Origin of the sequence: Nonomuraea deserti, assembly GCF_004348685.1 — a bacterium.
Lineage (GTDB): Bacteria > Actinomycetota > Actinomycetes > Streptosporangiales > Streptosporangiaceae > Nonomuraea > Nonomuraea deserti.
This window is the reverse complement of sequence record NZ_SMKO01000070.1, coordinates 1-12,642: the sequence shown is the minus strand read 5'-3', so window position 1 is coordinate 12,642 and position 12,642 is coordinate 1. Positions and strand designations below refer to the sequence as shown.

Sequence of the window (12,642 nt, the reverse complement as noted above, 5' to 3'; positions counted from 1 at the left end):
CGTGACGAGGCGTGAGAGCGTCGGGCAAGCTGCTGGCTCAACTCCCTGCGATAGGCGGCGATCACCATGGCGGGCAGATGGCAGGCGGGCAACCTTCCCGCGGAGCCGACGAGCTTCGTCGGGCGCAGGCAGGAGCTCGACCGGGTGCGCCGGGCCTGCGCGCGCTCGCGGCTGGTGACCCTCACGGGCGCCGGCGGAGTCGGCAAGTCCCGCCTGGCCCTGCGGGCCGCCGCCGAGCTGCGGCCCGGCTTCAGCGGCGGCGCCTGGCTGGTGGAGCTGTCCCCGCTGGACGACGGCACGCTGCTGCCGCACGCCATCGCCGAAGCGCTCAAGCTCGCCGACCACACCAGCCGCCCCATGGCGGAGGTGCTGGCCGAGCACCTGGCCGGGCGCGAGGTGCTGCTCGTCCTCGACACCTGCGAGCACCTCGTCACCGCCTGCGCCGCCACCGTCGAGACGCTGCTCGCCGCCGTGCCGGGGCTGCGCGTGCTGGCCACCGGCCGCCGCCCGTTGCGGATGCCGGGCGAGCTGGTGCTCGTGGTCGACCCGCTGCCGGTCCCCGGCGACGGCGCCGACGCGGGCGGGCCCGTCGGGGGCGACGCGGTGGCCCTGCTGGCCGAGCGCGCCGCCGAGGTCGTGCCCGGCTTCGACCTCGCAGACCACGACCAGGCCGCCGTCATCCGGCTGTGCCGGCGGCTGGAGGGCATTCCGCTGGCGATCGAGCTGGCCGCGGCGCGGCTGCGCGAGCTCCCCGTCGAGGAGCTGGCCGACCGGCTGGACGACCGGTTCGCCGCGCTCGGCGACACCCCTTCCGACGAGGAAGTGGACGATCGGTCCGCCGCGCTCGGCGACGCTCCTTCCGAGCGCGCGTCCGGGCTTCCGGCGCACGCCGACCCGCCCTGGCACCACGACCTGCGGACCGCCGTCGGGTGGAGCCACGAGCTGTGCGAACCGGCCGAGCGCCTGCTGTGGGCCCGCCTGTCGGTCTTCGCGGGCGACTTCGGCGCCGACGCCGCCCGCGTGGTGTGCGCCGACGACCGGCTGCCGGAGTCGCACATCGGCCTGCTGCTCGACGCGCTGTCGGAGGAGTCGATCCTGACCTGGCTGCCCACGGGCGCGGGAGAGCGCTACCGCATGCTCGACACCTTGCGCGAATACGGCGCGGGCCGGCTGCGCGCGCTCGGCGAGGAGGAGCGGTTCAAGCAGCGGCACCGCGCCCACTACCTGTCGCTGGCCGGCCGGGGCGCCGCCGGATGGCTCGGGCCGGGACAGATCTCCTGGTACGACCGGATGATCGGCGAGCACGACAACCTGCGTGCCGCGCTGGACACCTCCCTCGCCGGCGACGACGGCCGCCCGGCGCTGGAGCTGGCCGGGATGCTGGCCTTCTTCTGGTACGGCTGCGGCCACGCCAAGGAAGGCCGCCACTACCTCGCCCAGGCACTGGCCATGGCCGCGCCCTCCGATCGGTCTGCAGCCCGGCCCCCGGCCGCGGACACGCCGCCCGGCCCGGCCAAGCCGCCGGTCCCGGACGGTTCGGCCCACGTCTGGTCGTCGGTCGTGCATGGGCCTCCCGACCCGGTCCTCGTCCAGGCGCTGTGGGCCGACGGCCTGCTGGCGTGCACCCAGGGCGACGCGGACGGCTGCGCGACCAGGGCCGCGCAGTGCGAGGCGGCCGCGAAGGCCGGTGACGCCTACGCGGCCACCTGTGCCAGGGCGCTCAGAGCGGCGGTCGCGGTGATCCGCGGCGACGCGGCCGGGGCGCTGGCCGCGTCGCGCCACGCCCACGAGACGCGGTGGAAGGAAGACGCGTTCACCCTGCCCAACCTGCTGGCGCTGTTGTGCCGCGCGCACGCCCAGACGGTCGACGGGCGGGTCGACGGCGCCATCGCCGTGCTCGACGACGTGCGCCAGCTGTGCGACCAGCGCGGCGAGCGGTCGATGCGCTCACACGTCGACTTCATGCGCGGGCGGGTCGAGCTGACCAGGGGCAGGCTCGGCGCGGCCGTCTCCTACGGCCAGGCGGCCCTGCGCACCAAGCAGCGGCTGCACGACCGCTTCGGCATCGGCATGACCGTCGACCTCCTGGCCTCCGCGGCGGGCGCGGCCGGCCAGGCCGAGCGCGCGGCGCGGCTGCTCGGGCTGGCCCAGCGCATCTGGAGCACCCACGGCCGGGCCCAGGCCAGCGTGCCGGCGTGGGTGGCGACGCGGAAGGCGTGTGAGCGGCGGGCACAGGAGGCGCTCGGCCCCGCCGCCTACCGCCTGGCGTTCGCCACGGGTCACGACAGCGACGTCGACGCGGGCATCGCGTACGCGCTCCAACCGCAGGGCGAGGGCCTGCACAACGGCGGCCCGCCCGCCTGAATGATCAGAGTTCCGACGGCGGCGGGCCGTAGATCTCCGGGATCGCCCGCCTGATCACCGCCACCGTCTGCTCTGGCGTCATCCCCGTGCTGTCGACCCCGAGGTAACGGTAGCCGTCCTGATCGGCGGCGATGGTCGTGTCGCCGGTGTCGACCAGGTCCACCCGGTCACGCCACTCCTGCGTGGTCTGCTTGGCGCGGCTGAGCCTGCGGTGCTGCCGCTCGTCCCGCTCGACCAGCAATTGGACCATGTACACCTCGTCCACCTCGGGGACGAGGTCGCGGAAGCGCAGGTAGTCATCGCGGGTACGGAAGAAGCTGCCCGTGATGACGTTCGCGTAGCCGGCGGCCCAGTAGTTGCGGACGAGGGCCGCGACGTTTACCCGGAGCAGGTGCCAGAACGCCTCGTCGTAGTGGCATGGATTGACCTGTCCCAGGTCTTCGCCGTCGACCCGCGCGCCGTCCGGCGTGTGCGGCAGCAGCGCACGGATGACCGTGGTCTTGCCCGCGCCTTCCTGCCCCGCGACGAGGACCAGGCGACGGGTGGCGGGCTGGTGCGGAGACGAGATCGCATCGGATGTGGACACGATCCACCAGCCTCCCACACGGACGCCGCGCCGACCGCGCCACGCCGCCGGTCAGCGCTGCCGTGCCGGGCGGATGATCAGTTCGTTCACGTCCACCTCAGGCGGCTGGCCGATCGCGTACGCGATGGCGTCGGCGATCGCGGAGGGCGGGATGGAGTCCGCCCGGTAGGTGCGCATCGCCTCCTGGGCGCCGGCCTCGGTGATGGTGTCCGCGAGCTCGGACTCCACGACACCCGGTGAGACGGTGGTGACGCGGATGCTCGGGTCGAGCTCCAGGCGCAGGCCCTCGGTGATGGCCCAGGCGGCGTACTTCGTGGCGCAGTAGACCGCGCCCGTCGGCACCACCTCGTGGGCGCCGATGGAGGCGACGGTGACGAAATGGCCGCCGCCCTGCCGCTGGAAGTGCGGGAGCGCCGCGGCGATGCCGTGCAGCAGGCCGCGTACGTTCACGTCGATCATGCGGTCCCACTCCTCCACCAGCAGGGAGTCGAGCCGGGACAGCGGCATCACGCCCGCGTTGTTCACGATCACGTCGATCCGGCCGTGCCGCTTCGCGGCGGTGTCGGCGAACGCGGCGACGTCCTCGCGGTCGGTCACGTCGAGGCGGTGCACGTCGACCGTGCCGCCGCCCTCCTCGATCCGGGTGGCGAGGTCATCGAGACGGTCCGTGCGGCGGGCGCCGATGACGACGTGGTTCCCGTCGCCTGCCAGCCGCAGCGCGGTGGCCTGGCCGATGCCGCTGCTGGCACCGGTGATCAGGACGATCTTCTCGGTGGCGGTCATGTCGGGCGCTTCCTTTCGCTTCGGGACGCCGGCTCGCTCTGAGACGCCGGCTCATTCCGGGACGCCGGCTCCCTTCGAAACGCCGGCTCATTTCGGTAGGTCGGCTTGCTTCGGGACGCCGGTTCACTCCGGGAAGTCGGCGCTGAGCGTGAGGTCACGCCAGGCGTCGAAGCCGGTCCTCAGGGTGTCCAGCCGGGCCGAGGCGACGTCGTACGCCGCCCTGCCCAGCAACAGGCGGAGCGGCGGCTCGTCGGCTCCGACCGCGGCGATGATCGCCTGGGCCGCCCGTTCAGGGTCGCCGGGCTGGTTGCCGTAGGTCGCCAGCGTGGCGGCGCGGCGCGCCCCCGCCGTCTGCGCGTAGTCGCCGATCCGGACGGGAGACTGGCGCATGGAAGGGCCGGACCAGTTGGTACGGAACGCGCCCGGCTCCACGATCGTGACCTTGATGCCCAGCGGAGCAACCTCCGCGGCCAGCGATTCCGACACGCCCTCCACGGCGAACTTGGTGGCGTGGTAGTAGCCGGTGGCGCCGAAGGCCGCCAGGCCGCCGAGCGAGGAGACGTTCACGACGTGGCCGGCGCGGCGGGCGCGCATGCCGGGGAGCACGGCCTTGGTGACGTCCAGCAGGCCGAAGACGTTCGTGTCGAACAGCGCGCGGACCTCGCGGTCCTCGCCCTCCTCGACGGCGGCCAGGTAGCCGTACCCGGCGTTGTTGACCAGGACGTCGATGCGGCCGAAGGCGGACTCGGCCCGCGCGACGGCCTCCTTGATCCGACCCTGGTCGGTGACGTCGAGCGGCAGGGGCAGCGCCCGGCCGCCGTGGCGGGCGGCCAGGTCCGCGACCTGCCCCGGGTCGCGGGCGGTGACGGCCGCGCGCCCGCCGCCCTCCAGGACGGCGGCGGCCAGCGCCCGGCCGAGACCGGTCGAGCAGCCGGTGATGAACCAGACGGGCATGTCATCGGTGGTCATACGAGGAGTCACTCCAACGAGGTGGTGTTCACGCGTGTTCACGTGTTGACGCGTTCACGTGTTCACGTGGTCGGGTTGGTGGCGTGGTCGCTGGTAGGTGTGGTCGGTCTCGGGCGGTCGTTTTCGGGCATGGCCGACTGGCGCGCCGGCCGTCTCGGCGGGCGCGTGGCCGATGGGGGATCAGTCCTCGGTGACGGGCGGTCGTTCGGCGGCGTTCGCCGGGCGCCGTACTTCTTCCTCGGCCGCCAGGCTGCCCAGCAGGGTCAGCGCCTCCTCGGAAGCGCTGCCCGGGTCGGCCTGGTAGACGACCAGTTGCTGGCCGGGGGCGCCGTTCACGGTCAGAGACTCGTAGTGGAGCGTCAGCTCGCCCACCAGCGGGTGGCGGAACCGTTTGGTCTCGTGGGTCTTCTGGCGGATGTCGTGGCGGGCCCACAGCGTGCGGAAGGCCTCGCTCTTGAGCGACAGCTCGCCCACCACCTCGATCAGCTGCGGGTCGTCGGGGTCGGTGCCGGCCACCGCGCGCAGCCCGGCGACGGTGTTGGCCGCCACCCGGTCCCAGTCGGGATAGAACTGCCGCGCGTCCCCGTCGAGGAACACCAGCCGCACCAGGTCGTCGCTGTGGGCGTGTCCGGAGAACAGGGCCTTGCCCAGGGAGTTGCCTGCCAGCACGGTCAGGCAGTGGCCCAGCACCACCGCCGGCGTGTGCGGCCAGGCCTGCATCATGCGCAGCAGGTGCGGGCTGACCTGTTCGCGCCGGAGAGCCGGCCGCCGCCCGGCGGACGGGCCGGCCAGCCGGTGCAGGTGGGCGGCCGCGTCCTCCTCCAGGGCGAGGGCGCGGGCCAGCGCGTCGACCACCTGCGCGGACGGGTGGCGTTCGCGGCCCTGCTCCAGCCGTACGTAATAGTCGGTGCTCACGCCGGCCAGCTGCGCCACCTCTTCGCGGCGCAGCCCGGCCACCCGGCGGCGCGCGCCGTGCGGCAGGCCCAGATCCTCCGGCCGGAGCAGCTCGCGGCGGGCTCGCAGGAACTGGCCGAGCAGGTTGTCCCTGTTCATACCTTCGAGGCTAGGACAGGAGCCGCCCGAGCAGGAGCTCGGAGGGTGGGTGGGCTACTCCCACGATCCCGCCCCCGAGCGAACGGCGGCGGGATCAGGCCGCGCAGGGCGCTTTGTACGGGATGCCGGGAAGGTATCGGGCCCACTCGGCCTTGGTGATCGTCATCCCGGAGGTCTCGCACACGTTCGCCCGCGCCTGCTCCACGTCCAGCCCCCACAGCTGGGCCGCGACGCCGGAGGTGCCGGCCAGGACCGTCCCCTCGGGGCCGAACTCGACGTCGTTGACCGAGCCCGAGCCCGTGAGCACCGCCCACAACACCGGCCGGGCGCGGTCGGCGATGTTCCACACCCGGATGGTGCCGTCCCGTGAGGCCGTGGCGAGCGTCTTGCCGTTGGCATTGAACGCGGCGCCGGTCACGTCGGCGGAGTGCCCGGGCAGGGTCGACAGCCGTCGCGGCCGCTCCGGCTTGGCGACGTCCCAGAGCCGGGTCGTGCCGTCGGTGGCCGTCGTGGCGAGCGTCTTGCCGTCCGGGCTGAACCGCACGTCGAGCACGCCGCCGGTGTGGGCGGGGACGTTGGCCAGCCGGCGCGGCTCCGCGGGCTCGGACACGTCCCACAGCCGCAGGTAGGAGGAGCGCGAGCTGGTCGCGATGACGCGGCTGTCCGGCCGGAACGCCACCGTGTCGAGCGTCTCGTCGGCCACGCCCGGCGCCGCCACCCGCTTGGGCGCGGCGGGCGTGGACACGTCCCACAGGTAGAGCCTGCCGTCCTTGCCGGCCGTCACGACCTTCTTGCCGTCAGGGCTGTACGCCGCCGACCGCACGCCGTCCGTGTGCCCTTTGAGCGTCGCGACGAGCTTGGGGGCGGCGGTATCGGAGACGTCCCACAGCCGGGCGGTCCTGTCGAGCGAGGCCGTGACCAGGTGTTTGCCGTCAGGGGCGAACGAGGCCGCGACGACGGCGGCGGTGTGCCCCGACAACGTGGACAGCGGCGTGGACACCGCGGGATCGGAGACGTCCCACAGCTTCACGCTCTCGTCGTCGGAGGCGGTGGCGAGAGTGTCGCCGTCCTTCGACATGGCCAGCCCGCCGACGGTGGACGTGTGGCCGGTGAGCCTGGCGCGCGGCGAGACGCGGGCGGCGTTGGCGACGTTCCACAGGCGGGCCGTGCCGTCCACGGCGGAGGTGGCGAGGTTCTGGCCGTTCGGGCTGAACGCCACGCCGGTGACCGCGCCGCCGGAGCCCGCCAGCGAGGCGACGGCCTGCGGCGAGCTCGGGCTGGACAGGTCCCATACGCGGGCGGTGCCGTCGGTGGAGGAGCTGGCCAGGATCTTGCCGTCGGGGCTGAACGCCACGTCACCGACCGTCGAGGCGTGCCCGCTCGCGGTGCCGACGAGCTTGGTGGCGGTGACGTTCCACAGGTGCACCTTGCCGGAGTCGGAGCCGGTGGCGAGGTAGACGCCGTCGGAGGAGAACGCCACGCTCCTGACCGCGCCGTCCTGCGCGGGCAGCACCGCCAGGCTGGTCGGCTTGGCGGGGGTGCGCACGTCGAGCAGCGCGACGCCGCCGGTGGACGACGTCACGGCGATCAGGCTGCCGTCGGGGCTGAAGGCCACCTCGGAGATGTCGGAGCTCTGCTGCAGCACGGCCACCCGCTTGGGCTTGCGCGGGTCGGCGAGATCCCACAGCAGCACGGTCCGGTCGGCGGACGCGGTGGCCATGATGGTGCCCTTGGGACTGAACGCCACGGAGAGCACGCGCTCCTTGTGCCCCTTGAGGGTGGCCATGGTCGCGGGCTTGGCGGTGTTGGAGACGTCCCACAGCCGGGCGGTCTCGTCGGTGGACCCGGTGGCGAGGATCCGCCCGTTCGTGCTGAACGCCACCGCTTCCACGCTGCCCGTGTGGCCCTGCACGACGCCCAGAGCCTTGGGGCGGAGGGGGTCGGCGACGTTCCAGAGCCGGGCCGTGAGGTCGCTGGACGCGGTCGCGGCCACCCGGCCGTCGGGGCGGTAGACCACCCGCTCGACGGGCGCGGTGTGCCCGACGAGCCGCGCGCCGATCGGGCGCGAGAGCGTGCTGAGCAGCGCACCGCGGGCCTCCGCCGTCGGCGAGACCTGGAAGGCGCTGAGCGCGAGCTGCGCCGCGAGCGACGTGTCGGGCATGTGGCCGGCGGTGGCGGCGATCTGGCGCGACAGGGCCTGGTCGCGTTGCGTGGCCGCCGTCGTGGCCTGGCTGCTCGCCTGGCCTCGCTGCACCAGCGCCACCACGGCGCCGCTCACGGCCACGAGCAGGAGCACCGAGAGGGCGGCGATCACCCCGCGGGCGATCTGCACGCGGCGGTTCTGCCGCTGCTCCGACGCGTCGAGGAACTGCCGCTCCGTCCGGGAGATCACGTCCTCGACGGGCGCGCCCGTCGCCGGGCCGGATCGCGCGGCGCCGTCGGGGCCCGCCGGGCTCGGTACGGGGCCGTGGGAGGCGGAGCCGGTGGGACGGCCGCCCACCACCGCGAGCGCGGCCGCTAGCCGGCCCGCGTCGTACAGGTAGGCGGGGTCCTGCTCCTGCTGCTGCCAGAGCTGGGCGTCCTCGGTCAGGCGGCGCTGGACGAGCAGCCCGGCGCGGCCGGCGTCGATCCAGCCCCCGAGCCTGGGCCAGGCCCGGATGAGCGCCTCGTGGGTGATCTCCGCCTCGTCGCTGCCCACGGTGACGAGCCGGGTGCGGACGAACTCGGCCAGCACCTGCCCGGCCACCGACGGGTTGCCCGGCAGCAGCTCGGCGAGAGCGACCCGCCGTTTCGTACCGCCGATCTGGTCGTCCACCTGGACCAGCCGGATCAGCAGGTCGCGCGCCATGGGCTCGAACTCCGCCCCGAGCCCTCGCAGGGTGTCCTCGGCGCTCGCCGCCAGCGCCCCGGTGACGCCGCCGGCCGACCGGTAGCCGGCCATGGTGAGCATGCCGCCGGAGCGCCGCTGCCAGGTGGCCAGCAGGGCGTGGGAGAGCAGCGGCAGCGGGCCGCCCGACCGTTCGAGCGCGTCGGCGTTCGCCTGGAGATCCTCCAGCAGCAGGTCGGTGAGCCCGGGCTCCAGCGAGAGGCCGGAGCGCAGGGCGGGCTGCTCGATCACCGTGCGCAGCTCAGCCCCGGTCATGGGCGAGACGATCTCGGGCCGCTTCATGGCCTCCAGCAGGCCGGGGTAGGCCGCGCAGCGCCCGAAGAAGTCGGCGCGCACGGCGAGCACGACGGCCGCGTTCCTGGACAGCTCGGCGAGCGCCTCGACGAACCGGCGCCGGGCCCGCTCGTCGATGCAGGCGATGAACAGCTCCTCGAACTGGTCGACCACCAGCAGCGTGCGTCCCTTGACGCCGGTGAGCGCCCGCCGCGCCCCGCCCGGATCGGACTCGATGATCGCGCGCAGCCGGTCGGGCGCGCCGCCGCCCAGCGCCGCCACCTCGCGTGCCAGCGCCCCCGTCGGCTCCGAGCCGGGGGTCAGCACGACGCACGACAGGTCGTCACCGAGGTCGCGCCGCATGGCGGGGATCAGCCCGGCCCGCAGCAGCGACGATTTCCCGCAGCCCGAGGCGCCGGTCACGATGAGCGGCCCGCCGGCCTCGAACGCCTGCGAGCCCACGACGACGGGCGGGGGGTCCTCCCGCAGGGCCTGCCGCACCCGCGTGGCCAGCGACCTCGTCGCGCTCTCCCGGCCGAAGAACAGCTCGGCCTGCTCGGCCGTGTAGGGGACCAGGCCGCGGTAGGGGCTGGACAGGTCGCCGGGCGAGGCGATCGGCGGGCCCGTATGGGGACGGCGGGCCGACTGGGCGGGGTTGAGCGCGAGCGGCGGGCGTTCGCCCAGGCCGGCGGCCTGGCGGCGCGGGCGGGGGAACCCGCCTTCCGGGAGCACGCGGGCCAGGTGGTGATGGACGTGGTCGAGGGTTAAGTCGTGCGGCCCCGAGGGGTCGCCTTCGTTCAGCAGCCGCAGCAGCGCCCCGCTGAGCGCCGTGTGCCGGACGCCGGGCAGCGCCCACGAGTTCTCGTCCTTGGCGGACGACGCCAGCACGTGAGCGCCCGGCCAGGGCGCGTCGATCACCTTCTCCATCGCCTTCGCCGGCACGGGCCGGCCGGTGCCGGTGAAGCAGCAGTCGAGGACCACGACGGTGAGCTCGGCCCGCGAGGACGACAGGATGTCGCGCACCGCGGAGTAGGGGAGCGCCTGGTAGCCGGGCACCCCGTCGCCGAGGTCGACGGTGGCCTGCGTCGCCAGGTGCAGCTCGTCGTCGGGCCCGAAAACGGCGTGGCCGATGAAGTGGAACATCAGCACGGACGTGGCCTCGCGCGCCGCCCGCTCGAGCGCCTCGCCCAGGTTGGCCGGGGTCGCCGGGTCCAGCAGCACGTTCAGGCCGGACGTGGCCAGGCCCGCCCGCTCCACCAGGCACTGGGCGACGTCGTTGACGGTCGGCGGCACGGCGGGCACCTGCGGCAGCCGCGACGGCGCGCGGTGCGCGCCCGTGCCCGCGACCAGAACGCGGGCGCCTTCGTCCGACAGCAGCAGGGAAGGACCGCTTCGCCGTGGAGGCCACACCAGCCGGGTCTTCTCGAGCGTCGCAGCATCGTCCTCGGTCATCCGGCGCTCCACGGCATGGGGAGATGGGTCGGGCACGGTTGTCGAGGGCGCCGTGCGCAGCGACATCAGCTCACCGGACGACCCCCCGATCGGCGTTGTACGCAGGGAATCAGGCGGGCTGGCCCGCCTTTCCCGGGTGACAGAGTACGCAGGTCTCCGCCCGTCGTCGAGTCGGTCGTCACCAGTTGCCGGGCAGCCCGGGGGTCGTGGCGGGCAGGGCGTGGCCGGGCGGGTGGATGACGTACGTCACTCCGCCGCTGCTCGAACTGCGGAGCCACACGTTCTCGAAGTTCGCGCGCGGATAGACGCGGCGAACGGTGGAGTTGCTGGAGGAGGCCGGGTCGTTGGCGATCACGTCGCCGTCGGCGGTGAAGCCGACGATCGCCATGAGGTGACCGTTCGTCCCGTATCCGGCTCCGGGCAGCTCGTTCTTCTTGAACGACTGCGAGGTGACGACCGGGATGCCCGCCTTGATCAGGAGTTCCAGCTCGGTCAGCGAGCGCAGCCGGGTGACGAATCCGTCCATCCCGTACCGTCCCGCGTAGGCGGTGTTGAACGGCCAGTTGCCCGCGCCTTCGTACGCGTGGTCGTAGGTGTAGCGGGCGGCGTAGTCGACCTCGGGATCGGGGTCGGAGGGGTCGACCCAGGAGGTGTCCTGGGCGCTGGGCCATTTGTCCCAGTAGCCGAGGATCATGGTGGTCGAGGTCGGGCTGCACCATGCCTCGCCACCGCCGTCCCACTCGGGGTAGTGGCCCTGGTGCACGTTCTGGGAGCGGGGCGGCACGTTCAGCTCGGTGCCCCACGCGCCGCCGCCGGGGCTGACCGGCACCGTCGTGCGCTCGGGCACGTTGGAGGCCATGACGCCCGACGTGCGCACCCGCGGCGTCACCGAGGAGCCGGGCGCGCGGTAGAGGGTCAACCGCAGCTGGTAGGCGGTCATGGCTTTGCCCGCGGCCGCGACCAGGGTGTCCACGGCCACCGACGCGTCACCGTCGCCCTGCCCGGGCACCGACGTGCGGCGGATGTCGCCCTCGGCGTACGCCCACCTGCCCAGCGAATACCACTTCGTGAGGCCCTCGGCGTTCCTGGCGCGGGTCTCGACCTGCATCCATGAGCCCGGCGGGACGTCGGCCGTCCAGGAGGCGATCAGCTCGGTGGCGGGGAACCCGACGGCCCGCTCGGGGCCCGTCCAGCGCGCGTACTCCCAAGTCCTGGTGCCGAGCGCGTCGGTGTAGGAGACGGTGCCCGCGGCCGAGCCGAACGCCAGCCCGTCGCCCGCCGTGGTGCCCTCGGGCGTGCCGGTGGCGAAGTCGGCCCGCTGGAAGACGACGTCCGGGGTGACGTCCGCGGGTTTCGCCGCCGCGCCCGCCGGAGCGGCGGACGTCGTGGCCATGAGCAGGCCTGACAGCAACGACAGGAACACGGGCAGCGTACGCATGGACCCACCTTCTCCGAAGGCGCTCGATCCGGCTGACATTAGGCACAACCGGCCTGTAAAGCATCGGGAAATCTACGTATCGTCCTCCCACGTTCATGACGGGATTTCCCGGTCCGGCCCGCACGAACACGGGTGGGACTGATGGGATGGTGACGATGCGCGAGAGATAAGAGATGGCCCCCGGGAAGTGTGACATGCGGAAATATGTGATCATGGGCGTGCAGGGGAGCGGCAAGGGCACCCAGAGCACCCTGCTCGCCGACGACCTCGATCTGGTGCACATCAGCGTGGGCGACATCTTCCGCTGGCACGTCAAGAACCACACCAAGCTCGGCGCCCAGGTGCGCCGCCTCGTCGCGGCGGGGGAACTGGTGGGGGACGACCTGGTGGAGGACGTCGTCAGCGACCGGCTCCACCTGCACGACTGGAACTACGGGTTCATCATCGACGGCTTCCCGCGCAACCGCCGCCAGGCGGAGTTCTTCCTGGAGAGCTACGACCTCGACGGTGTGATCCATCTCGACCTGCCCGACGAGGAGGTACGCCGGCGCGTCCTCGCCCGGCGGCTGTGCTCGCGCTGCGGCATGGACTACAACCTGATCGCGCACCGGCCCTCGACCGAGGGTCGCTGCGACGTGTGCGGCGGGGAGCTCGTCACCCGGACGGACGACACCCCCGACGCCCTGGCCAGGCGGCTGCGCGACTACCACACCAAGATCGACCCGGTGATCGAGCTGTTCCGGCGCAAGGAGTACGTCATGACGATCGACGCCCGCGCCGACAAGACCACGGTCCAGCAGGCCATCCGCACCCGCCTCGGCCTCCCGCCCCACACCC

Annotated in this window: 8 protein-coding genes; 2 read left to right on the top strand and 6 right to left on the bottom strand. The window is 73.4% G+C overall.

The window, feature by feature from the left end; genetic code table 11:
- The first annotated feature begins 66 nt into the window (after positions 1 to 66).
- On the top strand, positions 67 to 2,364 hold the full coding sequence (locus tag E1292_RS24570) for an ATP-binding protein (protein ID WP_132597569.1): 2,298 nt from the start codon (positions 67 to 69) through the stop codon (positions 2,362 to 2,364).
- Between the two features lie 4 nt (positions 2,365 to 2,368).
- On the opposite strand, the gene E1292_RS24565 is transcribed toward E1292_RS24570, so the two are convergent.
- From E1292_RS24565 to E1292_RS24540, 6 genes are all read right to left on the bottom strand, one after another.
- Positions 2,369 to 2,950 carry a zeta toxin family protein gene (locus E1292_RS24565; protein WP_165974716.1) on the bottom strand — a complete coding sequence of 194 codons (582 nt, stop codon included), beginning with the start codon at positions 2,948 to 2,950 and terminating at the stop codon, positions 2,369 to 2,371.
- Between the two features lie 51 nt (positions 2,951 to 3,001).
- Positions 3,002 to 3,733 carry an SDR family oxidoreductase gene (locus tag E1292_RS24560; RefSeq protein WP_132597567.1) on the bottom strand — a complete coding sequence of 244 codons (732 nt, stop codon included), beginning with the start codon at positions 3,731 to 3,733 and terminating at the stop codon, positions 3,002 to 3,004.
- Positions 3,734 to 3,856: 123 nt separating this feature from the next.
- A complete protein-coding gene (locus E1292_RS24555; protein WP_132597566.1) occupies positions 3,857 to 4,702 on the bottom strand; it encodes an oxidoreductase in 846 nt (281 codons plus the stop codon).
- Between the two features lie 180 nt (positions 4,703 to 4,882).
- Positions 4,883 to 5,755: a helix-turn-helix domain-containing protein gene (locus tag E1292_RS24550; protein ID WP_132597565.1), complete on the bottom strand. Its 873-nt coding sequence runs from the start codon at positions 5,753 to 5,755 to the stop codon at positions 4,883 to 4,885.
- Between the two features lie 94 nt (positions 5,756 to 5,849).
- Entirely contained in the window at positions 5,850 to 10,367 is a 4,518-nt protein-coding gene (locus E1292_RS24545) for a caspase, EACC1-associated type (protein WP_165974715.1), read from the bottom strand.
- Positions 10,368 to 10,545: 178 nt separating this feature from the next.
- Complete coding sequence (locus E1292_RS24540) at positions 10,546 to 11,805, bottom strand: C39 family peptidase (protein WP_132597563.1); 1,260 nt, start codon at positions 11,803 to 11,805, stop codon at positions 10,546 to 10,548.
- A gap of 194 nt (positions 11,806 to 11,999) precedes the next feature.
- Here E1292_RS24540 and E1292_RS24535 point away from each other — a divergent pair.
- Positions 12,000 to 12,642, top strand: a 643-nt coding sequence (locus E1292_RS24535; RefSeq protein ID WP_132597562.1) for an adenylate kinase family protein, incomplete at its 3' end; no start/stop codon positions are given.